Genomic DNA, 25,358 nt, shown 5'->3' with positions numbered 1-25,358 from the left:
AAAAAATTTCAGAACAAATCCGAAACAGGCCGTGAAAAGCCCGAAACCCAACAAAAGAACAAACCACCACAAACCACACAAAATGCAGCTCATGCTGGCGTCCAAAAAATTACTACAAAGAAAAAATAAACAGTCCCCTCAACCCGACGGGGTCAAAAAGAGGAAACCAAAAAAGGTAAACACAATCACATGCCAACCAATCCATCTCAATGCAGCCGAAACACCAAACAGCATTCAAAAAGGTACGTGTTCCACATACCCAACCGGCACACACCAACCAACAAACCACTAAGCCTGCTGGCAGACAAACCAATCAACACACAACCATGCACACAAAAAATAAAAAGTACATTGGCACACTATTGAGTTCTCAAACATCACCACCAACCAACAAAAAATTAACTTCCCGTTAACCTCTCATCGGCAGCCCGTACAAACTTACTCAACTCAAAGAACAAAATCAAATCATCAAACAAAGTCCGCACAAAATGTCACCATCAAGTAACCTCCCGGCTACCTCTCAGCGACTTCGATAAAGCTACACCCCACACCTAGAAACACACAAATCCCCTGGTAAATGGCCAATAACCGTTACCAAGGGATCATGTAGCTACCTTATTGACACGAAGCGTGACGGCATTAGGAAGGATTCACAACCCGTGCCCCAGCGAAGCGCTTCTTGCCCTTGCGCAATACCAGCCACGAGCCATGCAGGAGGTCTTGGGAAGACGGAGACCATTCGATGTCCTCGATGCGCTGGTTATTCACGTATGCACCGCCTTCACCCACAGTGCGGCGCGCGGCACCCTTCGATTTCTCCAATCCCGCACCTACCAATAGATCCAGGATCGTGGCATCCGAGCTGACTTCCGCTACCTCGGTCTCCTGCAATGCAGAAGACAGGGTGGCCTCGTCCAAATCCTGTAACTCCGCCTTACCGAACAAAGCTTGAGAGGCCAGCTCCACTGCTTCGGTGGCTTGTGCGCCGTGGACCAGTGTGGTCATTTCTCGCGCCAACACTCGCTGCGCCTCACGCTTGTAGGGTTCCTCCTCTACCTTGCGCTCCAGATCCGCGATCTCCTCCTGAGTCAAGAATGTAAACCAACGCAGGTAATCGATAACCACCGCGTCTCCAGCATTAATAAAGTACTGGTACCAGGAGTATGGGCTGGTCAGCTGCGGATCCAACCATAGCTTGCCGCCGCCGGTGGATTTGCCGAACTTATTACCCTCGGCGTCCGTCACCAGCGGTACCGTCAGGCCGTGGACTTTCGCACCATTCACGCGCCGGTTCAGATCCACACCGGAAACGATGTTGCCCCACTGGTCGCCACCGCCAATCTGCAGGACACAGTCGTACTCATTGTGCAGGTGCACAAAGTCGTTAGCCTGCAGCAGCATGTAGGAAAACTCGGTGTAGGAAATGCCATCGGACTCCAAGCGGCGCTTAACCGTATCGCGGTCCAGCATGGTATTCAGCGAGAAATTCTTACCGATATCGCGCAGGTACTCGATGACGTTGATCTGGCTAATCCAGTCCGCGTTGTTCACCATCACCGCTGGGCTTGAAACGTCACTCTCATCGGTGAAGTCCACGAAAGATTCAAGTTGTGTCTTGATCATCTGCATATTCTCTGCGATCTGCTCTTCCGTGAGCATAGAACGCTCCCCAACATCACGTGGGTCACCAATCATTCCCGTCGCACCGCCGGCCAGCGCGATTGGACGGTGGCCGAATTGCTGAAAGCGTTTCAGCATAATCAGTGGTACTAGGTGCCCAGCGTGCAGCGAGCTTCCCGTCGGATCGAAACCGCAGTACAAGCTGATCGGGTTCTCTGTGGCCTCTTTCAAAGCCTCCAAATCCGTGGACTGGTTAATGAGCCCGCGCCATTCCAGTTCGTCAACAATGTTCGTGTTGTTAGTCATACGTAGGTGCTCCCCTGTTCCCTAATTATCTAAGTGTCTGCTTTTCCAGAGCGTGTGGCTTTAGTTACTTGGACCCAATGGGCCAGTCCTTAGCCTCGTCCACCAGCAGGACCGGAATGCCGTCCTGCACCGGATAGGCCTTGTTCAGCCTAGGGTTAACCAAATAGTCGCCGTGATCCTCCAGCGGTTGCTTGTCGATCGGGCACGCGAGGATCTCTAGGAGCTTCTGATCAATCATGCTGTTAAGTCTAACCCGTGCCCCAGCCATCCCACCGAGTGACTCTCTGTAGTTGTTTACCGCTTTTCTACTTTGCTCATTGAGGCTGTCCAATCAACCGTCCGCCCTAGGACTTAACACGCGGGTGCTGTGCGTTACAGTAGGAAGTGCAACCGAACACGGGCGCTCGAGGTATCGAGCTGAGATCGCGCTGTAATCCCCGCGCGAGTACCGCTAGAACCTGCCTGGTTAGAACCAGCGAAGGAAGAATGAGGAGAGACTTTTATGACGGATCCGTCTACACAGCACACCCGCACTACCATCCCGAATGACGACTATGGTGCGGAAATCCACCCGAAGCACAGCTTCGCCCCCATCGAAAAGCAGGTGGAATCCTTCGGCAAGACCTTCACCCTACAGGTGCCGGAAACCGAAGTTCAGCTGGACGATTCCCCAACGGGCCCGAATCCACCGCAGAAGCTCTACCGCACTCGCGGCCCCTGGGCCGAACCGACCGAGGGCCTGGAGGCTTTGCGCAGTGAGTGGATCGAAGCCCGCGGTGATGTAGAAGCCTACGAGGGCAGGCGCCGCAACCTGTTGGATGACGGTAACCGCGCCCTCAAACGTGGCGAGGCCAGTGACGAATGGAAAGGCGCTAGCCGCCAGACGCTGCGGGCCAAGGAGGGCAAGCGCGTAACCCAGATGCACTACGCCCGCCAGGGTATTATCACCCCGGAGATGGAATACGTCGCACTGCGCGAACACTGCGACGTAGGAAAGGTGCGCGAGCAGGTTGCCTCCGGCAAGGCGATCATCCCGAACAACATCAACCACCCGGAATCTGAGCCGATGATCATCGGCAATGCCTTCAATACGAAGATCAACGCCAATATCGGTAACTCCGCGGTGAGCTCGTCCATCCGCGAAGAGGTAGACAAGCTGCGCTGGGCCACCCGCTGGGGTGCAGACACCGTAATGGACCTATCCACCGGTAACGACATTCACACCACTCGCGAGTGGATCATGCGCAACTCCCCGGTACCGATCGGTACCGTGCCGATTTACCAGGCACTCGAGAAAGTCGACGGCGTGGCCGAGGACCTGACCTGGGAAATCTTCCGCGATACCGTGATCGAACAATGCGAACAAGGTGTGGACTACATGACGATCCACGCCGGCGTACGCCTGCCCTTCGTGCCGCTGACCACCAAGCGCGTAACCGGCATCGTTTCCCGCGGCGGTTCCATCATGGCCGGCTGGTGCTTGGCTCATCACAAGGAGTCCTTCCTGTACGAGAACTTCGACGAGCTGTGCGAGATCTTCGCCAAGTACGACGTTGCGTTCTCTCTGGGCGACGGCCTGCGCCCAGGCTCCATCGCCGATGCCAACGACGCAGCCCAGTTCGCTGAGCTGAAGACCATCGGCGAGCTAACCCACCGCGCCTGGGAGTACGACGTTCAGGTCATGGTCGAAGGCCCAGGCCACGTGCCGCTTAACATGGTGCAGGTTAACAATGAAAAAGAGCAGGAATGGTGCGGCGGCGCACCGTTTTATACCCTGGGGCCGCTGGTCACCGATATTGCGCCTGGCTACGACCACATTACCTCCGCCATCGGTGCGGCCAATATCGCCATGGGAGGTACCGCAATGCTGTGCTACGTCACCCCGAAGGAGCACCTTGGCCTGCCGAACAAGGACGACGTGAAGACCGGTGTAATTACCTACAAGGTCTCCGCCCACGCCGCCGACGTCGCCAAGGGCCACCCTGGCGCCCACGAGTGGGACGATGCGATGAGCAAGGCGCGCTTCGAGTTCCGCTGGCACGATCAATTTGCCCTGTCCCTAGACCCGGATACTGCCCAGTCCTACCACGACGAAACTCTGCCCGCGGAGCCGGCAAAGACCGCTCACTTCTGCTCGATGTGTGGACCTAAGTTCTGCTCCATGCGGATCAGCCAGGACATCCGCGACGCATTCGGTGACAAGATCGATGAGGCTCTGGCCACCGACCAGAAGCAAACGCTAGTCAAGGACCTCGGCTTGCCAGGCTTCGGGCGCCAGAGTGTAGACGGAGAACGCGTCACTAGTACCGAAGGCGAAGAAGAAATGGCCGAGGAGTTCCGCCGTGCGGGATCCAAGCTGTATCTAGACCGCAATGAGGCCAAGGAAGTGGCCGAGGATCTGGAGAAGGAAGCAGCGATCCCCAGTGAGCGCTAAGCCTCGCCCTGCTGCGCAGGGTAGCCACCTGGATCTGCGGTGCTACCACGTTACGGGAGCACCGCAGGAAAAGGTCGTCCAGGTTGCCGCGGCAGCGGCCGCCGGTGGTGCGGGCGTGATTCAAGTGCGCAGCAAGCCCATCAGCGTGCGCGATCTGACCGCCCTAGCTATCGACGTTGCCGCGGCAGTCGAGGAAGCCAATCCGGCAACGAAGGTGCTTATCGATGACCGAGTGGATGTAGCGGCCGCCCTAATGGATGATCACCACATCCACGGCGTACACATCGGCCAAGACGACTTGAACCCGCACCTGGCGCGGCAGATTCTTGGCGAGGATGCGATCATCGGGCTGACCACCGGAACCCTAGAGCTAGTGCAGGACGCTAACGAGTACGCAGATGTGATCGACTACATCGGTGCCGGTCCGTTCCGCCCCACCCCGACGAAAATCTCCGGCCGCACTCCGCTGGGGTTGGAAGGCTATCCCCCACTCGTGGCGGCCTCGGCCGTTCCGGTCGTGGCAATCGGTGATGTACAGGCCACCGATGCCGCAGCACTGGCCCAAACCGGTGTGTCTGGTGTGGCGATTGTGCGCGCCTTCATGGACTCCGATGATCCGACTACCTTGGCGACCACGGTTGTGCAAGCTTTCGATCGGGTGAACGGGAATGCAGCAATCGGTTCACATGAATAACACTGTTCTCAGCCCGGGCAACCACCCCGATAGTCAGAAGCTACGCGCGGAGCACGCCATCATTGGCGCGGGAATCATCGGGCTGGCCACGGCATTCGAATTGGTGGAAGCGGGCGTATCCCCACAAGAAATTGTAGTGGTCGATCCCCAGCCCATTAGCGGTGCCACGTTCGTGGCCGGTGGCATGCTGGCGCCGGTTGCGGAGGTGCAATACCGGCAAGAGCCGCTGTACCCGCTGATGGTGGCTTCGGGCGAGATGTTCCCCCACCTGCTGGCCAGGTTGGGTAAGAAAACTACCGCACCGACCGGGCACCGCAGTGAATCCACCCTGGTGGTGGGTGCCGACCGCGCCGATGGCGTCCATATCCGCGAGTTGCTGGCGCTGCAGCAAAGACACGGTATGGATGCCCAGGCGCTGACACTACGGCAAGCCCGAAGGCTAGAGCAGGGGCTAAGCCCCCAGTTGGCGGCGGCAGTGGAAATCCCGGGCGACCATCAGATCAACCCGCGCATGTTCAGCGCGTGCCTGTTGGACTACCTGCAGCAAGCCGGAGTTCGCTTCGTGGCGACGGCCGCAACGCGCATCAACGGGCACGATGTACAGCTCACCGATGGCCGAGTGGCCACCGGCGACACGGTCTATCTCTGCAACGGGCTAGGTGCCAAAGACGTAGACGGCTGGTTCGAGGGTGTCAATCCCCTAGCGCTACGGCCGGTGTACGGTGACATGCTGCGGCTGCGGGTCCCAGACGCGCTGGTGCACACCAGTGGCGAACCGCTTACCCGAGTGGTGCGCGCATTCGTGGAGGACCGGCCGGTTTATGTCATCCCCCGTACCGATGGCACCATAGCCGTCGGTGCAACCAGCCGCGAAGACAACCGCAAAGGTCCTTCTGTAGACGGTGTGCACACGCTTCTTCGAGACGCCATCCGCGTGGTTCCTGGGCTAGAGGATTGCGAGTTCATCGAAGCCATCGTCGGCGCCCGGCCCGGCACACCAGATGATCTGCCCTACCTTGGCAAGGTGCGCGACGGGCTGGTGATCTCCACCGGCTACTTCCGCCACGGAATCCTGTTGTCCGCCTTTGGGGCTAAGGTAGGTGCCCAGTTGGGGTTGGGCACCTACCCCGCCAACGGGTTGGAGATAGACATCTCTGCCTGCGATCCACTACGCCACGCCCGATACAGCCCACCCCGATAGCCACAAAAGAAAGGAATAAGCACCATGGAATACACGCTTAATGGAAAGCGCCGCAGCAGCGAGGGGCATATCACCGTGGCTGCCGTCGTAAAAGCAGAGACCGGCGATGCCTCGCCGAAAGGCGTCGCCGTGGCCGTCAATGGCGACGTGATTCCGGCCAGCGACTGGTCTTATGAAGTTACCGACGGCGATGAAATGGATATCCTGATCGCCGTGCAGGGCGGTTAGGGCTTTACTCATGCTTTCTATCGCAGATAAACAATTCGATTCGCACCTAGTGATGGGAACCGGCGGGGCAAGTAGCCAGGCTATGTTGGAACAATCCTTAGTTGCCAGCGGTACACAGCTGACCACCGTTGCCATGCGTAGGCACAGTGCCACGAGCGCTAGCACCGGTGGGGAATCCATCTTCGAGCTCTTGCAGCGATTGGGCATTGACGTGCTGCCCAACACTGCTGGGTGCCGCACCGCTCGGGACGCAGTAACAACCGCCAAGCTAGCCCGCGAGGCGCTGGGCACCAATTGGGTGAAGGTGGAAGTTATCGCGGATGACCATACGCTTCTGCCCGACGTGGTAGAGCTCGTGGATGCCTGCGAGATGCTGGTTGCTGAAGGATTTGTGGTGCTGGCATATACCAGCGACGATCCGATCGTCGCCAAGCGTCTAGAAGACGTGGGCGTGGAAGCGGTGATGCCTTTAGGCTCGCCCATCGGCACGGGCCTAGGCATCCTGAACCCGCACAACATCGAGCTGATCTGTTCGCGCACCCATGTTCCCGTGCTGCTGGATGCCGGTGTGGGCACGGCCTCCGATGCTGCACTGGCCATGGAGCTGGGCTGCGATGGCGTGCTTTTAGCGAGTGCTATTAACCGCTGCCAGGACCCCATGGCGATGGCCACTGCAATGAAATACGCCGTGGAAGGTGGCCGGTTGGCCCGGCAAGCTGGCCGCATTCCGAAACGGCAGCACGCCGTGGCCTCGTCATCATTCGAGGGGTTGGCTAGCTGGGAAGACAAAGTCCTGTAATGAGCCCACTGCCCCGCGAAGAGTTGTACAGAGTAGCCCGCCAAACCCTATTGCCTGGCTTCGGCATCCCCCAGCAAGAGGCGCTGCACGGCACCCACGTGTTCGTCATCGGCGCTGGCGGATTGGGCTGCCCCCTGATGCAGCAGCTAGCTGCCGCCGGTGTTGGCGAAATCTCTGTGATCGATGACGACACGGTGGATCTCACTAACATCCACCGCCAGATCCTGTTCGGCACCCACGATGTGGGAAGGCCCAAGGTGGACGTCGCCGCCGAAAAGCTCCGGCAGCTGCAAACCGGCATCGTAGTACATGCGATTCGCGACCGTTTTACCGTCGACAATGCCGTGGGCTACCTTCGTGGGGTGGACATCCTAGTGGATGGTTCTGACACGTTTGCCACCAAGTTCCTAGCAGCGGATGCTGCGGAGATCACAGGCACCCCGCTGGTGTGGGGCTCGGTGCTTCGCTACCGGGGCGACTGCGCAGTGTGGTGGTCTGGGCCCGGCGCCGAGTCCGGCGTGGGAATGCGCGACCTCTATCCCCTGCAACCCGACCCAGATTCCGTGCCGGATTGCGCCACCGCCGGTGTGCTGGGCGTAACCACCAGCGTGGTCGCGGGCTTGATGTCCACCGAGCTAATCCAGTTCGCAACCGGCATGAACCACGACCGGGTGGGCTTGTTGAGCATCTACGATGCCCTGACCGCCTCCATCACTCACTTCCGCGTGCCCCACGACCCGGCACGCGAGCTAACCACACAGCTGCAGCAAGACTACGGTAGCGCAGCTTGTGCCGTGCCGGATGCCGATGCTGCCGCTGCCACTGCCCCCGAGATGTTCGAAGATCTGCGCGACGGTGCCGCGGCCATCGACGTGCGCGAGGCCGGGGAGGCTGCCATAGATGATTTCTTTTTTGCTGCCGGCACAGAGCATTACCATTTACCAACCTCCGTGTGGCAGGACGATCCAGAGGTGGCGCGCTGCCTGCTCGATTCCCTGCAGGCCGAAGGGCAGCGCAAAGCGTGGGTATACTGTGCTTCCGGCAAGCGATCGGCCAACTTCATCTCGACCTTCGCCGCGGATGCAAAACAGCGTGGTATTAATATGCTAAACGTCGCAGGCGGCATAACAAGCCAGCCCGCAGCGTTCCACGGAATACCTAAGCACTAGCTAGTCAATGATGTCGATGACAAGGTGATTCGGGTTTTCCGGTAGGTCCACCTTGAACTTCGCGTTGGATTCATAAAAAGGTGCTGGGGAGTCACCTGCTTAGCACAGAGTATCCAGACTTTACATAGAATCCAGATTCATGAGGGCCATTTCATCGCGTGGCCTACCAGAATTACTGGAACGTCATCTTCAATGGGATAGGCAATGCTAGGAACGCTCATTGACAAGGACTTGCTTATCTTCCGGATATATCAACAGGCCCTTGTCCTGCGGACGGACAAGTACCTCGAGCAACATTGGGTCAAGACTCTTACATCTAATCCCAGCGGGTAGAGGGAGAAGTAAAATCCCTCTACCCCACCTTTGCTTTAAAGCAAGGACGGAACGTTAGCAACCAAGGAGAACAGATCCTTAGGATCGTCCGGGTTGGCAATGATGTCGATCTCAGACTCCAAGTCGGTTCCCTTGACGGAATCACGCAGGTAACGCAGCGCGGAGAAGTCGTTGATTGCGAATCCGACATCATCGAAGAGGGTGATCTGCTCATCGTCATCGCGGCCGGTGGCCTGGCCGGTGAGCACCTGGTAGAACTCGACAACCGGGAAGTCTTCGGGCTTCTGCTGAATTTCGCCCTCGATGCGAGTCTGCTCCGGGAACTCCACGAAGACCTTGGACTTGTCCAGAATGGAGCTTTCCAGCTCGGTCTTACCTGGGCAGTCACCGCCAACAGCGTTGAGGTGGACACCTGGGGCGACGTGGCGCTCGGCCAGAATCTGGTTTTGTGCCTTGTCTGCAGTGCAGGTGGTAATAATGTCTGCGCCAAGAACTGCCTCGTCGACGCTAGAGCAGGCAGTGATATTAAAGCCCAGTGGCTCCAGATTGCGCTTGAACTTCTCTACCGCCTCAGGGTCAATGTCATAAATAGTGATGTCCTCGATGCCCATCACGCCACGGAAGCCCAAGGCCTGGAATTCAGACTGGGATCCGGCACCGACCATGGCCATGCGCTTGGAGTCCTTGCGTGCTAGGTGCTTTGCCACCATGGCGGAGGTTGCGGCAGTACGCAGTGCGGTAAGCAGCGTCATCTCGGCTTCGAAGGTGGGGTAGCCATTGTCGACGTCGGCAAGCACGCCAAAGGCGGTAACGGTCTGGAAACCACGGGCCGGATTGGACGGGTGGCCGTTGACGTACTTGAAGGAGTACTCCTTACCGTTAGAGGTCGGCATGAGCTCGATGACACCGAATGGGGTGTGGGAGGCAACGCGCGGAATCTTGTCAAAGCGCTCCCACTCGCGGTAGTCAGCCTCGAGGTAGTCCACCATTCCGGTAATGATGTTTTCAACGCCCTCGCGCTGAATCCAGCGCGCCATATTTTCTACGTCTACGAACTTAACTGCGTGGTTCATAAAAGTTCCTTTCTATTTCTTTGGGTGAAGGTCTGTTTGCGGTGCGGCCGGGAAGCTGGAGGTTGGCAGATGCTTGGCCTTCCTCTCTTCCGCGATTGTACGAATACGGTCGCGCCATGCGTACCACATTGCCATAAAGACCGGAACGAGGAGCAGGGTCGATGCAAGTGCAAAAGTGCCGATTGGATAATCAAAGGCCATCAAGATAATGACTAGGCCAATGAAGATGAGCACTGCCCAGTCTCCGCCTTCGCCAAACGGCGAGCGGTATCCCGGTCGGGTATAGCTTCCGCTCTTGGCTAGGCGCACAAACTTGAGGTGCGAGAGCGCAACTGCCGCCCAGGACGCCAATGTACCCAAGGCTGCCAGGTTGAGCACGATTTCAAACGCCATCTCCGGCACCACATAGTTGAGGAAGACGCCTACCAAGCCCACCATGGCCGCCATGACGATGCCGCCGTAGGGAACACCAGACTTGGACATGCGAGCGCCAAACTTCGGGCCGGAGCCGGAGGTGGACATGTTGTACATAATGCGGCCGGTGGAATACAGGCCAGCGTTGAGCGAGGAAATCGCAGCGGTGATAACGACAAGTTGGAAAATCGGAGCCGCCGCGCCAACGCCCAGGGACTCAAAGAAGGTCACGAACGGCGAAACATCTGCGACATAGTTAGTGTATGGCAACACCAAGGTCAGCAATAGCACGGAGCCGAAGTAGAAAATCAAGATGCGGAGCAGCACATTGTTGACTGCGCGCGGGATATGCTTTTCTACATTTTTAGTCTCACCGGAGGTGGTTCCAACAAGCTCGATGCCGGCGTAGGCAAAGACGACACCTTGGACAACGATGACGGCAGGCATGAGGCCATTGGGCAGCCAGCCACCGTTATCAGAAATGAGGCTAAAGCCGGTGGGATCGCCGCTCGGGTGGCCAAGAATAAGGACACCGATGGCCACCAACATGAAGATGATCAACGCGACAATTTTGATGAGGGAGAACCAGTACTCCAGCTCGCCGAAGATCTTCACCGAGAGCATGTTGAATACAAGGATGCCGCAGATAACAACGAAGGCCAGTGCCCACTGCGGAACGGCGTCGAGCCACGACGTGTACTGGCTAAACCACTTGATGTAGATAGCTACGGCTGTGCCGTCCGCCACCAAGGTCATCGCCCAGTTTCCCCAGTACAACCAGCCTGTGACGAAAGCGGTCTTCTCACCGTAGAACTCACGGGCATAGGAGACGAAGGAACCGGAGCTGGGGCGATAGACAATGAGCTCGCCAAGAGAACGCAGGATGATATAGCCAAAGAAGCCACAAATAAGGTACAGCACCGCTAGGAACGGTCCGGCGTCTTGCAAGCGGCTACCGGTACCCAAAAGAAGACCGGTACCAATGGCAGAACCGATGGCGATCATCTGGAGCTGGCGATTGCCCATCCCCTTTTGCAGGCCGTGGTCTTCCGAAGCGTAGACCGCCTTCTCGTTCTCGTGCGGCCCCGCTGTGGGCGGCGGCGAATTTACTGTCATGGGAGAGATCGTCCTTTCATTGACAGGAATGCGTCTGTTAGGTCACATTCTCTGCAAGGATAGTACCGCACCATACTGTTACCCACGTCACCGGCACCCCCATTGTGTTCAACAATGCAGTTGGAGGGTTGGAAATAGGGGCCGTTTCCCTACCCCCGCTTCTAGGCATAAAAGAACCGCATGGCCATAGACCATGCGGTTTTCAGGGAAAAGAACTCATTAGCGCAGTGGCGTCTGCGCCCACGTGCGGGCCGCAGCGACCCGTTCCCGTACCTTTTCCCGTTGCTCTGCCACTCGAGCGCCGGCCGTGCCACCCTTGGTGTCACGAGAAGCCACTGCTCCGTCGATGGTGAGCACCTCGCGGACGCCCGGCTTTAGCCGCTTGTCGACGCCCGCTAGGTCCTCGTCGCTGAGGTCGATTAGGTCCACCCCACGTTCCTCAGCAATCCGTACGCAGGCGCCGGAGGCTTCGTGCGCTTCACGGAAAGGAACACCTTGGCGGACCATCCATTCAGCCAAATCGGTAGCCAGCGTAAACCCGCGCGGAGCCAACTCGCGCATGCGGTCCTCATGAAACGTCAGCGTCGATACAAGACCGGTCATCGCCGGCAGCAGCAGGTTAAGCTGTGTCACCGAGTCAACGATTGGCTCCTTGTCTTCCTGCAGGTCACGATTATAGGCCAGCGGCTGAGCCTTCAGCGTGGACAAAAGCCCAGTGAGATTGCCAATAAGGCGGCCAGTCTTGCCGCGGGTAAGTTCCGGCACGTCCGGATTCTTCTTCTGCGGCATGATGGACGAACCCGTCGACCAAGCATCATCAAGCGTGACATAGCCGTATTCCGGTGTGCACCAATAGATGATTTCTTCCGAGAGGCGGGACATATCCACCGCGATCTGCGCCAAAACGAAGGCAGTCTCGGAAGCGAAGTCACGAGCCGCAGTGCCGTCCAAGGAGTTTTCAGCAGCGGAGTCGAACCCTAGCTCTTCTGCAATCGCCTCTGGGTCGAGCTGCAAAGATGAACCAGCAAGCGCGCCAGAGCCATAGGGAGACACGGCTAGGCGCTTGTCCAAATCCTGCAGGCGCTCGATATCGCGCAGAAGCGGCTGCGCATGGCCCAAAAGTTCGTGTGCTAGCAGAATTGGTTGCGCAGCTTGCGAGTGAGTCTTGCCCGGCATGATGGCATCGGGATGGGATGCGGCTTGATCGGCCAAGGCATCCACCAAGTCACTCACCTGGGCGGCGGTATCACGAATGGCATCGCGTACCCACATGCGAAACAGCGTCGCTACCTGGTCATTACGCGAGCGGCCAGCACGCAGGCGACCGCCTACTTCCGGCCCGACAATCTCAATGAGCCCGCGTTCCATCGCACCGTGGACGTCCTCATCTGTCGGCGCCGAGCGGAATTCGCCAGAATCCACCTTCTCCCCTAGCTCGGTGAGACCGGCGAGCATGGTTTCCAGGTCGGCGTCGGATAGCAAGCCTGCCTTGTGCAGCACTTTGGCATGCGCCTTGGAGGCTAATACGTCATAAGGCGCGAGGACCCAGTCAAAGTGGGTGGATACAGAGAGGGCAAACATTGCCTCGGAGGGTCCGCCGGAAAAGCGGCCGCCCCACAGGGCACCCTCATTAGTCTTATGTGGTTCCATATGCTTCTACTTCTGGGCGCTGGTCGGGAAACCGCCGTCGCGGTCGCGCTGATTGGAAATTTGGGTAGACAGGCCGTGCAGCTGAACAAAGCCCTTTGCGGCGGTTTGGTCGAAGGAATCGCCGGTGTCATAGGTGGCGAGATCAAAGGAATACAGCGACTGGCCAGAGCGGCGCCCGGTCACCGTGGCGGTGCCGGCGTGCATACTTAGGCGAATATCGCCGGTAACGTTTTCCTGAGATTCCGCAATGAAAGCGTCCAGGGAACGCTTCAGCGGCGAATGCCAGAGGCCGTCGTAGACCTCCTCGGACCAACGAGCATCGGTGAGGCGCTTGTAGCGAGCCAACTCGCGCTCCACAGTGACATCCTCTAGCGCTTCGTGTGCTTGGATAAGGACCATTGCACCCGGAGCTTCGTAGACCTCACGGGACTTAATGCCCACCAAACGGTCCTCGACCATATCTAGGCGACCAATGCCCTGCGCACCTGCGCGGCGGTTGACCTCTTCAATGATCTGCAGCGGGGACATCTTTTGGCCATCTACCGCCACAGGGATGCCCTTTTCAAAGGAGAGGATGATTTCATCCGGGGCATTGCCCAGACCCGGATCCTCGGTGTAGGCGTATAGGTCCTTTGTCGGTGGATTCCACAGATCCTCTAGGAATCCAGTTTCGACGGCGCGGCCCCACAGATTCTGGTCGATAGAAAATGGCGAGGAGGCGGACTGCTCAATTGGCAGGTTGATCTCCTCCGCAAAGGCGATGGCCTTATCGCGGGTCCACGCATAATCACGTGCAGGAGCGATAATTTCGAGAGAAGGATCCTGGGCACGGAAAGAAACCTCAAAGCGTACCTGGTCATTGCCCTTGCCGGTGCAACCGTGGGAGACGTGGGTGCCGCCAAATTCCTGGGCAGCCTTAACAAGGTGCTTGGTAATGAGCGGACGGGAAATGGCCGATACTAGCGGGTACTGCTTCATATACATGCCGTTTGCCTTAATGGTAGGAACGCAGTATTCCTCTGCGAACTCATCCTTGGCATCGATAACGATGGACTCTACGGCACCGCAGTCAAGTGCACGCTGGCGCACCGATTCTATATCCTCGCCACCTTGACCCAAGTCCAGGGAAACGGCAACAACATCGCCGCCGGTCATTTTTGCCAGATACGGAATAGCAACAGAAGTATCAAGGCCACCGGAGTAGGCCAAGACTACGCGTGCGGACATGGTAAATCTCCTCGATCTATTGGAAACAATTCATTTAAGTACATAATATACGACGGTGGTAAGAATTTCCACTCCCACCGTCTAAAGATTCCGCGTGGTAAGCGTCACGGCCAAATCTGCGCCTGTGACACCCTCGCGCGCCAAGACGAAAATGGTGTCATCACCGGCGATACAACCAATGACATCGTGCAGCCCTACCCTGTCAATAAAACTAGCCAGGTACTGGGCCGCGCCAGCTGGCGTGCGCAGCATCGCAATATTGCCGGAAGAATCATGGGATACCACCAATTCATCGAGCATGCGTCGCAGCTTTTCGCGGGGCCCGCCCACCTGATCTTCAAATTGCTCCAGCTCACCGCCGACCATGTAATAGGAACGGCCGCCATCACGCTTTACCTTCTTCGCTCCCAACTCATCCAAGTCACGGGACAAAGTAGCCTGCGTGATGTCAATGCCGTCTGCGAGAAGCAGCTCGGATAGCTGCACCTGGCTGGTGACGCGATTGCGGTCCAAAATCTCTAGAATCTTGGCCTGCCGAGCATTGCGGGTGGTCGGGGTGTTCATTACTTAGTTGATCTCCTTATTTACTTCGAGCAACCAGACGAGAAGCGCCTTCTGCGCATGCAGGCGATTTTCCGCTTCATCGAAGACTCGCGACTGCGGACCATCGATCACCTCAGTCGTGACCTCATTTCCACGGTACGCCGGCAAACAATGTAAGAATATTGCATCCTTATGTGTTTTGCTCATTATGGTCGAGTCAACCTGATAAGGCAGGAACGGCGTGCGCCTATCACGACCATCATTTTCCTGTCCCATAGAAACCCAGGTATCCGTAATCACGACGTCTGCGCCTTCTACTTCATTGACATCATCGGTAATGGTGATATTGCCCCGCTGACGCGCACGGTCGACAAATTCCTGGCGAGGCTGAAATCCCTCTGGCGCAACGATGGAGACGTCCATACCGGCCGTGGCAAAACCGATCATGTACGAGTTGGCCATATTATTATCGCCATCGCCCAGGTAGACGGCCTTTTTACCCGGCAGATCACCTAGATTCTCGCGACAGGTCAGCAAATCAGCCAGGATCTGGCAGGGATGTAGGTCATCAGAAAGCGCATTAATCAAAGGTACGGTAGCAGTCTCTGCCATCTGGAGCAGATTGTCGTGCTCAAACGTACGCCACACAATGGCCTCCACGTACCTTGAAAGCACCGCCGCCGTATCTTGAAAAGATTCCCCCTTGCCCATCTGGGTTGTAGAAGTGTCGACGGTAATACCCCTGCCGCCCATATTCGCTACCGCGGTTTCAAAGGAAAAGCGGGTGCGCGTAGACGTTTTATCAAAGAGAACCGCCACGGTCTTGGGGCCTTCTAAGGGGCGCTCTGCAAAGGGCTCCTTCTTTAGCTTTTCAGCTAAATCTAAAACCGTCGCTTGTTCTTGTGGGCTGAGATCATCGTCAGCTAGGAAGTGCCGCAAGCTCATGCCAGTTCCTCCAATATGGTTCCGAGAGTTGATAGTGCTGTGTCGAGTTCATGCTGGGAAATGACCAAAGGTGGGGTTAGTCGAAGAACATTCTCGTTGGGAGCGTTGAGAATAAGCCCGTGTGCGAGCCCGTCCCGCACGGCCTGCTTAGCCACCGGTGCGCTTAATACAAGGCCCAGCATAAGACCTCGGCCGCGCACACGATCTACAATTGATAATTTTTCACATTCCTGCCGCACATAGTCCCCCTTGCGGGTCACCTCTGCGAGCAATTCCGCATCTACGGTGTCAAGAACTACGTTTGCCGCAGCGCACGCCACGGGGTTCCCGCCAAAGGTGGTGCCATGAGAGCCGGGCCCAAAAAGACCCTTGGCACGCCCTCGGGTAATCGTTGCGCCGATGGGTAGTCCGGCACCTAAGCCTTTCGCCATAGTGATAACGTCCGGTTGAATTCCTTCTACCTCGTGGGCAAAGAACGTCCCGGTACGGCCTACGCCTGTTTGTACCTCGTCAACGATTAATAGGACTCCGTATTCATCGCACAGCTCGCTGACCTTTTTCATGAACCCCGCAGGGGCCGGAATGACGCCAGTTTCTCCCTGAATAGGTTCCAGGATTATGGCCGCAGTGTCCTGGGGATCTTGTTCCACCAGCTGACGCAGATACTCCACATCCCCGAACGGATAGAACTCCACTCCTCCCGGCAACGGGCGGAAAGAGCGCTGTTTATCGGGCTGACCGGTCAAGGCCAGCGCCCCCATGGTTCGTCCATGAAAGCCGTGCTCGGCAGCGAGGATTCGCCGGCGCCCGGTCAGGCGAGCAAGCTTAAATGCAGCCTCATTGGCTTCGGCGCCAGAGTTACAGAAGAACACTCGGGCGCTATCGTCTCCCACGCGCTCAATCAGCTTCGCTCCCGCATCCAGCACTGGCTGAGTGGCGAAGAGGTTCGAGGTATGCGCCAAAGTGCGCGCCTGGTGGAATACCGCCTGTGCTACGTGCTCATTGCCGTATCCCAAGGAATTAACCGCAATGCCTGCTAGTAGATCAATATAAGACTTACCTTGCTCATCGTTAATCGTTGCCCCTTGGCCGGAGACGAGACCTATGGACGGTGTGCCATAGGTATCAACGACCGTCTCCGTCCACCGCTGTGTCAAGCCCTGTGCCTTGTTCATGCTGCATCATCCTTCCTGAATATGGTCCCCTCGGGGTAGTCGTGTTGCTTATAATCATCTGGCAACACCATGGTTCCGACGCCACCCGGGGTTAAAAGCTCTAGCAGCACCGAGTGGCCAATCCGGCCGTCGATAACGTGCGCGGCCGATACCCCGCCTTCTACTGCCTTGAGGCAAGATTCCATCTTGGGAATCATGCCGGAGTCCAGTCGGGGAAGAAGCCTGGAAAGTTGACCACGGTCGATCTTGGACACGAGAGATTCGCGGTTTGGCCAGTCCGTGTATAGCCCTTCCACATTTGTGAGAATGACCAAACGCTCTGCCCCGATTGCGCTAGCCAAAGCCCCAGCCGCGCTATCGGCATTGATGTTATAAATTGCGCCATCCTCTCCCGGTGCGATGGTCGAGACCACTGGGATGCGCCCAGCGTCGATAATGTCCATCACGGCCGTGGGATTGACCTCTACAATGTCTCCGACCATCCCGATATCGGTAGGTTTTCCATCGACTTCCACCAACCTTTTGGTGGCCCGGAATAGTCCCGCGTCTTCGCCAGAGGTCCCCACCGCATATGGGCCGTGCGAATTGATGAGGTTGACTAACCCGCGACCTACCTGCCCAAAAAGCACCATGCGAACTACTTCCATGATCTCCGGAGAGGTCACGCGAAAGCCGCCTCGAAACTCCCCTTCTATACCAAGCTTGTGGAGCATGGAGTTGATCTGTGGTCCACCGCCATGCACCACCACCGGCTTAACGCCCACGGTGCGCAAAAAGACCATGTCCGCGGCAAAGGCAGCTTTAAGTTCTTCGTCCACCATGGCGTTGCCGCCGTATTTCACCACTACGATGGTGTCCCGATAGTGTTGAAGCCACGGGAGGGCATCCGCTAGGACGGTGGCGCGCTCTTGATCACTAAGCCCACTAAACATTTTCATCTCCTCCCTAGGAGCTATACGCCGAATTGATTTCCACGTAGGCGTGAGAGAGATCCGTGGTCCGCACGAACGCAGACCCAGCACCTCCCGTTCCAAGGTCCACGCAGACATCGATATCAGTCCCGCTAAGGTCCACCTCGCGCGCGCCGGGTACACCCGTCGAGGCGCGACACACCGGCTGGCCATTGAAATAGACCGAGATATTTTCCGGGTCCATTTCTGCATCTGCCATCCCCACCGCCGCAAGGACGCGCCCCCAGTTCGGATCAGAGCCGAACATGGCGCACTTGAACAGGTTGTCGCGGCCCAAGGTGCGCGCGGCGTTGAGGGCCTGGTAGTCGGTGACAGTGCCTTCCACAGTGATCTTGACGCGCTTGGTTACACCTTCTGCATCTGCTTGCAATTGGTCCGCAATGTCTGAGCAAACCGCCAGCACCGCCGTTTCAAGCTCTTCTTGGCTGGGCGAAACACCCGAGGCCCCAGAGGCCATGAGGATCACCACGTCATTAGTAGAAGTTGATCCATCGACGTCGAGAGTGTTGAAGGTCTGCGACACGGCCTTGTCCAGGGCGCTCTGGAGGGCAGCGGCGCTTGCGGCGGCGTCGGTAGTAAGGCACACCAACATCGTCGCCAGCGAGGGAGCCATCATGCCCACCCCCTTGCCCATGGCCCCAACGGACCAGCCGGCCCCAACATAGGCGGCTTCCTTAGTTACGGTATCGGTGGTCAAAATAGCCTCGGCCGCTGCGTGAGCATGGTCCGCGCTGCCGCCGAGGGCCTTCGCCACAGCGCCTGCACCAGCCAATGCTTTTTCCATAGGCAAAGGCTCTCCTATAAGCCCGGTCGAACAGGCGGCAATATTTCCTTCTGGAAGGGCTAAGGAGTGGGCGACCTCGGCTACCAATGCGGAGGCATCCGCATCACCCTGCGGGCCATTGCACGCATTGGCGTTTCCAGAGTTAAAGACAATAGCGGCAAGCTGGCCATCGGCCACCGCCTTGCGGGAGAGTTTCACCGGCGAGGCCACAACACGATTACGGGTAAATACCGCCGCCGCATCAAAGCGTGGTCCGTTATTGACAACTAATGCCATATCGGGTTTGCCTGAGGGTTTAATCCCCGCTGTGGTAGCGCCGGCGCTAAAGCCGGCCGGGCCGGTAATTCCTGCTGCAGTCATAATTTTCTCCTAGTTTTTATGGGGCCACGGCCGCTTGCGGCAAGCCCAAGGTTTCATCCCAGCCGAGTATTAGGTTCATACATTGCACGGCGGCGCCGGCTGTTCCTTTGCACAGGTTGTCCAGTGCTGCGGTAACCACGAGGCGTCGAGCGCGTTCATCCACATGGGCTTGGAGGTGCACCATATTGGTACCTACAACGTTTTGGGTCTCGGGCTGCTGACCGGCGGCAAGCACGTGACAGAAGGGCTCTTGGGCATAAAACTCACCGAATGCAGTCTCTACTTCCCGCTTGCCGACGCCCTCTTTCATCCCCGCCGTTATGGTCGCCAAGATGCCTCGGGGTAAGGGAGCTAGAACCGGGGTGAAGCTGACGTCAATTTTTTCCTGCGCAAACGGCTGCAGATTTTGCACGATTTCCGGGGTATGTCGGTGCGTGCCGCCGGGCTTATATGCCTTCAGGTTTCCCATAGTTTCCGCGCCGAGTTGTGCCACGGAGGCCTTCTTCCCGGCTCCGGAAACACCGGTAATAGCAATCACCGAGAGGCTCGGCTTAATGAGTTCGTGGGCAACAGCCGGCAAACCTGCGAGGGTTACCGCCGTGGGAAAACACCCCGGCACAGCTACCCGGTTGGCATGGCGCAGCACTTCCCTATTGCCTGGAATCTCGGGAATTCCATAAGGCCAATGCCCGGCGTACTCTCCGCCATAAAAGGCGTCCCAGTCCGTCTTATTGCGGAGGCGAAAATCGGCCGCACAATCGATCACCGTGGTCTGCGGCCCCACGTACTGAGCAATCGCCGCAGAATGACCGTGTGGAAGGCCCAAAAATACAATGTCGTGCCCGCGAAGATTTTCAGCGGTCGTGCCCACAATGGCACGGTCTGCCAGCTGCGGGAGGTGCGGCATAAGCTCAGCGACCTTCTTCCCTGCGGTGGAATAGGCAGTTAGCGCCCCAATGCGTAGTTCACCGCCAAGATACGCCGAGTGCGACAGCAGCAGGCGAAGGATTTCGCTTCCCGCGTACCCGGTCGCACCTGCTATTGCTACTGAAATCGTCATAGAAGGGACTATAGCAATAAATACACCCAACCGTATGTTATTCAGTCAGATTGTCCGATTCCGCAGGTAAATGAACGTCGAGTAATGAAAATAATGTATGAAAAAAGGGGGCGGTGAGTTAAATCTCACCGCCCCTGAGCAGGGTTTAACTACGCGCGCATTTCTGCGCCCAAGCGCTGCTTAGCCAATTCCGCCGCCGCCATGCGGTGCTCGTTGACTTCGTCATCCGTCAACGTGCGGTCCGCGGCACGGAATAGAAGCTGGAAGGCCAAGGACTTCTTGCCATCTCCTAGCTGCTCACCACGGAAAATATCGAAGAGTTCGACGGACTCGATGAGCTCTCCTGCTCCCTCTTCCACGATGGCGCGTACACGCTCGGCGGGTACGTCTTCATCCACTACCAAGGCAATGTCTTGGTGCAATGCGGGGAACGAGGACAACACCGGTGCGGGGAACTTTTCTTCCAACGGCATGGCGCTAATGTCCAGCTCCATAGCGCACGTACGCGCAGGTAGGTTCAGGGCCTCCAAGACCTGCGGGTGCAGCTCACCAGCATGGCCCAGTACTACGTCGGTGCCAGCCACCTTCACGGCCGCGCAGCGGCCAGGATGCCACGGCAGAACCTGTGCTGCCTCCAGCTCAATATCCACACCAGCGGCGCGAGCGACCTGACGGGCGGATTCGATAGCATCGGCGTAGGTATATGCACGGCCCTCGCCCCACGGGCCTTCATGTTCAATATTGCCCGTAGCCACCGTAGCAACGTGAAGCGGCTGCTCAGGCAGGGTATCAAGGAGCTGAGAAACCACCTCTGCAGAAGGTCGCTGTTCTACGGAAGGCATAGGGGATGCCTCGGCGCGCTTGACCGCCACTTGCTGCAGCCCGTACAGTGCGAGGTCGCTGCGGCCACGAGCCACATTGCGGGCGATGGCCTCCAACATGTTCGGCAGCAGCGTCGTAGACAAGATGGCCTTATCCGCCTCAAGCGGATTTTGCACTTCTACGGTACGGCGGCGAGCATCATCCTTGTCGAGGCCCCATACATCAAACGTATTATTAGCCACGAACGGTGCAGGCAATACCTCGGCATAGCCGGCATAGGCAAGACCATGCCCGATAGCCCGACGACGCTTCTGCGCAGGGGTTAGCCCGCGGCCACCGGCCGGGGTAGGCAGCACGGCTGGAATATCCTCCAAGCCCTCAAGGCGCAGAATCTCCTCGACGAGGTCAACATCCATTGCAATATCAGTGCGCCAGGTTGCTGGTGTTACCTGCAGTTGCTCACCTTCATCCGCGACGGTGCAGCCGACTTCTTCCAGACGGGAAATAACGGTCTCACGGGAGTAGTCAACGCCGGCATATTCACTGGCTTTTGCGGTGCGCAGAACAATGGGCTCGCGCTTGGCGACGTCCCCGATAAGCGTACGACCCTTTTCAATGGTGCCGCCTGCTAGCTGCTGGAGCAGCGCACATGCGGTGTCTAGGGCGACCTCTACGATCGCCGGATCTACGCCGCGCTCAAACCGGCGAGAGGATTCGGAAGACAACTTATGGCGGCGAGAGGTACGCGCGACGGTAATCGGATCCCAAATAGCAGATTCAAAGACAACGTCTGTGGTTTCCGCCGAGATTTCAGAGGTAGTCCCGCCCATCACGCCGGCCAAGGACTGGATGCCATTGTCATCACAGATGACCACGTCTTCTGCAGAAAGTTCTCGCTTTACATGATCCAGAGTCTCAAACTTCTCCCCCTCCGCTGCGTTACGGACAACGAGGTTCCCCTGAATCACGTTGGCGTCAAAGGCATGCATTGGTGCGCCCAAAAGCAACATCACATAGTTAGTAATGTCCGTAGGCAAATTCACGCTGCGTTGGCCGCAGAGCATTAGCTCGCGCTCCAGCCAAAACGGGGTGCGTGCCTGCGGGTCGATGCCGCTGACCTTGCGGAGGCCAAAGCGCTGTGCCTTGGTTTCGGGGGCCACAGTGACGTCGATAAGCGAGCCCTGCGCCTCCGGCACAGCGGAGGTATCTATGCCAGCCGCGGAAGGATCCTGGGCAATATCGGCAAACTCCAGATCAAAAGCGGAGGCAATCTCGCGGCTCAAACCGCGTGCGGAAAGTGCATAACCACGATCTGGGGTGATGTTTACGTCAAAGTCGGTATCGTGCAAGCCGATAATCGGGCGCGCATCCTCGCCCACCTTATCGGCGACTTCATCGCCTAAGACGATGATGCCGTTGGCTTGCGCGCCCAAGCCGAGTTCAGCGCCGGAGCACATCATGCCATTAGAAATGTGATCGTAGGTCTCGCGTGCCGCGATCTTGAAGCCACCAGGAAGCTCCGAGCCGGGAAGCGCGACAACAACATAGTCATTCAGGCGAAAATTGCGAGCGCCACAAATGATGCCCTGCAGCTCGCCCGTGCCATTAGCCTGGCCTACATTCACCTGGCAGTAGCGAATGGGCTTTTTAAACTGAGTGAGCTCCTCAATCTCTACGACCTGGCCAATAACCAGAGGCCCCGTGCTCTCTGGAACAGCGGCGTATCCCTCGGTCTCAAAACCTACGCGCACGAATCCAGAATCCATATCGGCAGCGGAAACGCTCCAACCGGGGTTCTTAGCACCGAGGATGCGGGTAACCCAGTCTTGGGAAATAAGCATTAGTGTGTCTATCCTTTCTGGGTTTAGGCCTGTACGCCGAACGGTAGAGTAAAGCGAACATCGCCTTCGACCATATCGCGCATATCGGTCAATCCATTGCGGAACTGCAGTGTGCGTTCAAGGCCCATGCCAAAGGCAAAGCCCGTGTATTCCTCTGGATCTACGCCTACGGCGCGAAGAACATTGGGGTTGACCATGCCGCAGCCGCCCCACTCGATCCAACCGGCGCCGCCCTTCTTATTAGGGAACCACACATCAACCTCGGCAGAGGGCTCAGTAAATGGGAAGTAGTTCACGCGCATACGCGTAGTAGTTTCCGGCCCAAAGAGTACTTTGGCCAAGTGCTCTAGTGTGCCGCGCAGGTGAGCCATGGTCAGGCCTTTATCAACGGCCAATCCTTCTATCTGGTGGAAAACCGGGGTATGGGTGGCATCCAGCTCATCTGTGCGGAATACGCGCCCCGGGCAGGCAATATAAAGCGGCACGTTGCGCTCCAACATGGTGCGCACCTGTACCGGGGAGGTATGGGTACGCAGCACCTGCCTAGAACCCTCGCCCGAGACGTGGAACGTATCCTGCAAGGTACGTGCTGGGTGGTCCGGCTTGAAGTTCAGAGCATCGAAGTTAAAGTACTCTGCCTCGATTTCTGGGCCGTCCGCAATTTCCCATCCCATGCCGACGAAAATATCAGCGATGCGCTCAGACAACGCGGTAATCGGGTGAAGGGCACCGGTCTGGGTGCGGGTGGTAGGAATCGTGACATCTACGGTCTCGGCTCGCAACTGCTCCTCGCGAGCTTGCTGTTCCAAGACATCCTTAACCTGAGCAAAGCGCTTTTCCATCTTGCCGCGGGCCATGTTGACGGCCTTGCCGGCGCTTTTGCGCTGGTCCTTGGGCAGCTGCCCCAGCGATTGGCGAGCCTGCGGAATATAGCCGCCGTCTCCTAGGTGTTCACGGCGGGCAGCAGCCAACTCATCTAGTGTTTCGGCTGCGTCGAAGGCTGCGATAGCCTTATCGGCCGCGGCCCCAAGAGCCTCTTCGGTCAATTCGATCTGCGGTGTATCGGACACGTATTTCGTACCTTCTTCTCGCGCGAAAACTAACGCGTGCAATCTTACTCTGTTGCGGCTAGCGCGACCGCGCCAGGGACCCCCTTTTCATACGGGTCACACTAGTTATCCGCTTGCGCCTTAGCCGACTCATAAAGGCAAATGCTTGCGGCAGTTGCGAGGTTAAGAGATTCTGCGCGTCCACGCAGTGGAATCCGCACCCGCATGTCTGCTTCCTCCAGAAGCTCGCCGAGCCCGTGTGCCTCATTGCCAAATAGCCACGCTGTTGGCTGAGACAGGTCTGCCTCCGCTAGGTCCACTTCACCGTCGGCAGCAGTTGCCACAATCTGCATGCCCGACTTACGCAGCTGACCCAGCACGTCTTTAATATTGGGGTCCCGCGCTACAGGTACGTGAAACAACGAGCCGGCCGAAGCGCGCGATACCTTGCAGCTCAGGGGATCAACGGTCTCACCTGCGAAGATGACACCATCGGCGCCCATTGCATCCGAGGTTCTAATCAAGGTGCCGGCATTGCCCGGCTCAGAAGTGAGCACGGGAACGGAAACGAGGCTTGGTTTGCCGTTCAGAATTTTGCCCGCGGACCAGAGCACCGGCTTGCAAAGCGCAAAGAGTCCCGTAGTCGTGGCTGTATCGGAAAGGTGCTTAGCCGCCTTATCGGTGATGGGATGGACGTACACTCCCATGTAGCCGCACGCAGTGATGATGTCACCAAAACGCTCTGCCGCCTTCTCAGTAACAAAAACGTCGACTGCAGCACCGGTAGATACCGCCGCGTCTACCGCATTTTCTCCCTCAATGAGGAATTGCTTCCCCTTCTTCCGGTTAGCCGCACGATGCAGCTTAGCTGCGTTAACAATGCGCGGAGTGCGTTCAGTAAAGGCAGAGTCAAAATCCAAATTCATGGCTACTACCCTACCTGCCAATTCTCTCTTCTCAGACTCGCCCCTGAGTCCCTTATAACACCGAAAAATCCTGCTGCCGCACGGCAACAGGATCGTATAGGCGAGTTCTACTTAGCGAGCGGGACGCCGCGGGCGTCCTTGTCGTAATCACCGGCACCGGCGATGATCATGATGAACTCAATAAACACCCAAAGACCGAGGATGGCCCAGAAGGCGAATCCGAGCAAGAACCAGAAGGTAGCCCAGCCCAAGATATTGAGCACCAACTGTGACACGCCGAAAGTCGTTCGGCCAGTGTAAAAGTTGTGTGCACCGAACCAGCCTAAGAAAAAGCACAATAGCAAGGTGGCGATCCACGACTTCTGCTGGCCCGGAGCCACATACTGTTGCTGCACCGGGTAAGCACCCATGTTGGGTTGCGGTGCATAGCCTTGGCCATACTGCGGCTGGTAGTTAGCTTGCTGGTTATAAGGGTTGTACTGCTGACCCTGGTTATTGTAATCAGACGGTCCAGAGTACTCGCCATTATCAGGTTGGTAGTCTCCGTTTGGATTCGTCATAGGAAATGTTCTCCTGGGTCTCGGCTTTCACGGGGTCTGGATTAAATCTAGCATGTGA

Annotated in this window: 22 protein-coding genes and 1 pseudogene; 6 read left to right on the top strand and 17 right to left on the bottom strand. The window is 57.5% G+C overall.

Annotated elements, in window-relative coordinates; translation table 11 throughout:
* Positions 1 to 639 precede the first annotated feature (639 nt).
* Together tyrS and QP904_RS07100 are read right to left on the bottom strand one after the other, a co-directional pair.
* Positions 640 to 1,926, bottom strand: coding sequence for a tyrosine--tRNA ligase (gene tyrS / locus QP904_RS07105; RefSeq protein WP_023021619.1), 1,287 nt, complete (start codon positions 1,924 to 1,926; stop codon positions 640 to 642).
* Between the two features lie 64 nt (positions 1,927 to 1,990).
* The gene (locus QP904_RS07100; RefSeq protein ID WP_034656461.1) at positions 1,991 to 2,164 is read right to left on the bottom strand and encodes a Trm112 family protein; all 174 of its coding nucleotides are present in this window, start codon (positions 2,162 to 2,164) and stop codon (positions 1,991 to 1,993) included.
* Positions 2,165 to 2,428: 264 nt separating this feature from the next.
* Between QP904_RS07100 and thiC the strand changes: the two genes are divergently transcribed.
* The 6 genes from thiC to QP904_RS07070 are packed head-to-tail and all read left to right on the top strand — an operon-like array spanning position 2,429 to position 8,451.
* Positions 2,429 to 4,360: a phosphomethylpyrimidine synthase ThiC gene (gene thiC, locus QP904_RS07095; RefSeq protein WP_284835800.1), complete on the top strand. Its 1,932-nt coding sequence runs from the start codon at positions 2,429 to 2,431 to the stop codon at positions 4,358 to 4,360.
* Positions 4,361 to 4,388: 28 nt separating this feature from the next.
* Positions 4,389 to 5,054, top strand: a complete 666-nt coding sequence (locus QP904_RS07090) for a thiamine phosphate synthase (protein ID WP_034656487.1) — start codon at positions 4,389 to 4,391, stop codon at positions 5,052 to 5,054.
* Positions 5,047 to 6,255, top strand: a complete 1,209-nt coding sequence (gene thiO / locus QP904_RS07085; protein ID WP_023027758.1) for a glycine oxidase ThiO — start codon at positions 5,047 to 5,049, stop codon at positions 6,253 to 6,255. The genes QP904_RS07090 and thiO overlap by 8 nt, the downstream gene beginning before the upstream one ends.
* A gap of 24 nt (positions 6,256 to 6,279) precedes the next feature.
* Entirely contained in the window at positions 6,280 to 6,483 is a 204-nt protein-coding gene (gene thiS / locus QP904_RS07080; protein ID WP_200287553.1) for a sulfur carrier protein ThiS, read from the top strand.
* Positions 6,484 to 6,493: 10 nt separating this feature from the next.
* Complete coding sequence (locus QP904_RS07075; protein WP_023021625.1) at positions 6,494 to 7,282, top strand: thiazole synthase; 789 nt, start codon at positions 6,494 to 6,496, stop codon at positions 7,280 to 7,282.
* A complete protein-coding gene (locus tag QP904_RS07070) occupies positions 7,282 to 8,451 on the top strand; it encodes a ThiF family adenylyltransferase (RefSeq protein ID WP_023021626.1) in 1,170 nt (389 codons plus the stop codon). The genes QP904_RS07075 and QP904_RS07070 overlap by 1 nt, the downstream gene beginning before the upstream one ends.
* A gap of 137 nt (positions 8,452 to 8,588) precedes the next feature.
* On the opposite strand, the pseudogene QP904_RS07065 reads toward QP904_RS07070, so the two are convergent.
* The 15 genes and pseudogenes from QP904_RS07065 to QP904_RS06995 form a co-directional block, all read right to left on the bottom strand.
* A pseudogene (locus QP904_RS07065) lies at positions 8,589 to 8,748 on the bottom strand (Trm112 family protein).
* A gap of 71 nt (positions 8,749 to 8,819) precedes the next feature.
* Complete coding sequence (ocd, locus tag QP904_RS07060; RefSeq protein ID WP_005323253.1) at positions 8,820 to 9,857, bottom strand: ornithine cyclodeaminase; 1,038 nt, start codon at positions 9,855 to 9,857, stop codon at positions 8,820 to 8,822.
* Positions 9,858 to 9,869: 12 nt separating this feature from the next.
* Positions 9,870 to 11,387 (bottom strand): amino acid permease, encoded by a 1,518-nt coding sequence (locus QP904_RS07055; protein ID WP_284835799.1) that lies wholly within the window; start codon positions 11,385 to 11,387, stop codon positions 9,870 to 9,872.
* 219 nt (positions 11,388 to 11,606) lie between these two features.
* Positions 11,607 to 13,037: an argininosuccinate lyase gene (gene argH, locus QP904_RS07050; RefSeq protein ID WP_284835798.1), complete on the bottom strand. Its 1,431-nt coding sequence runs from the start codon at positions 13,035 to 13,037 to the stop codon at positions 11,607 to 11,609.
* Between the two features lie 6 nt (positions 13,038 to 13,043).
* Complete coding sequence (locus QP904_RS07045; RefSeq protein ID WP_284835797.1) at positions 13,044 to 14,264, bottom strand: argininosuccinate synthase; 1,221 nt, start codon at positions 14,262 to 14,264, stop codon at positions 13,044 to 13,046.
* Between the two features lie 81 nt (positions 14,265 to 14,345).
* Positions 14,346 to 14,828, bottom strand: a complete 483-nt coding sequence (locus tag QP904_RS07040) for an arginine repressor (RefSeq protein ID WP_049358438.1) — start codon at positions 14,826 to 14,828, stop codon at positions 14,346 to 14,348.
* Between the two features lie 3 nt (positions 14,829 to 14,831).
* Positions 14,832 to 15,752, bottom strand: coding sequence for an ornithine carbamoyltransferase (gene argF / locus QP904_RS07035; protein ID WP_248100384.1), 921 nt, complete (start codon positions 15,750 to 15,752; stop codon positions 14,832 to 14,834).
* Positions 15,749 to 16,927: an acetylornithine transaminase gene (locus QP904_RS07030; protein WP_248100382.1), complete on the bottom strand. Its 1,179-nt coding sequence runs from the start codon at positions 16,925 to 16,927 to the stop codon at positions 15,749 to 15,751. The genes argF and QP904_RS07030 overlap by 4 nt, the downstream gene beginning before the upstream one ends.
* Positions 16,924 to 17,859, bottom strand: a complete 936-nt coding sequence (argB, locus tag QP904_RS07025) for an acetylglutamate kinase (protein WP_248100380.1) — start codon at positions 17,857 to 17,859, stop codon at positions 16,924 to 16,926. The genes QP904_RS07030 and argB overlap by 4 nt, the downstream gene beginning before the upstream one ends.
* Positions 17,860 to 17,872: 13 nt before the next feature.
* Complete coding sequence (gene argJ, locus QP904_RS07020) at positions 17,873 to 19,042, bottom strand: bifunctional glutamate N-acetyltransferase/amino-acid acetyltransferase ArgJ (RefSeq protein WP_284835796.1); 1,170 nt, start codon at positions 19,040 to 19,042, stop codon at positions 17,873 to 17,875.
* Positions 19,043 to 19,058: 16 nt separating this feature from the next.
* On the bottom strand, positions 19,059 to 20,102 hold the full coding sequence (gene argC, locus QP904_RS07015) for an N-acetyl-gamma-glutamyl-phosphate reductase (RefSeq protein ID WP_284835795.1): 1,044 nt from the start codon (positions 20,100 to 20,102) through the stop codon (positions 19,059 to 19,061).
* Positions 20,103 to 20,251: 149 nt separating this feature from the next.
* A complete protein-coding gene (gene pheT, locus QP904_RS07010; protein ID WP_284835794.1) occupies positions 20,252 to 22,765 on the bottom strand; it encodes a phenylalanine--tRNA ligase subunit beta in 2,514 nt (837 codons plus the stop codon).
* Positions 22,766 to 22,788: 23 nt separating this feature from the next.
* Positions 22,789 to 23,835, bottom strand: a complete 1,047-nt coding sequence (pheS, locus tag QP904_RS07005; protein ID WP_284835793.1) for a phenylalanine--tRNA ligase subunit alpha — start codon at positions 23,833 to 23,835, stop codon at positions 22,789 to 22,791.
* A 101-nt stretch (positions 23,836 to 23,936) separates the two neighbouring features.
* Positions 23,937 to 24,740, bottom strand: coding sequence for a TrmH family RNA methyltransferase (locus tag QP904_RS07000; protein WP_248100371.1), 804 nt, complete (start codon positions 24,738 to 24,740; stop codon positions 23,937 to 23,939).
* Between the two features lie 107 nt (positions 24,741 to 24,847).
* Positions 24,848 to 25,300, bottom strand: a complete 453-nt coding sequence (locus QP904_RS06995) for a TM2 domain-containing protein (protein ID WP_248100369.1) — start codon at positions 25,298 to 25,300, stop codon at positions 24,848 to 24,850.
* Between the last annotated feature and the right edge of the window lie 58 nt (positions 25,301 to 25,358).

This window comes from Corynebacterium nasorum (assembly GCF_030229765.1).
Lineage (GTDB): Bacteria > Actinomycetota > Actinomycetes > Mycobacteriales > Mycobacteriaceae > Corynebacterium > Corynebacterium kefirresidentii.
This window is presented reverse-complemented; position numbering and strand designations above follow the sequence as displayed.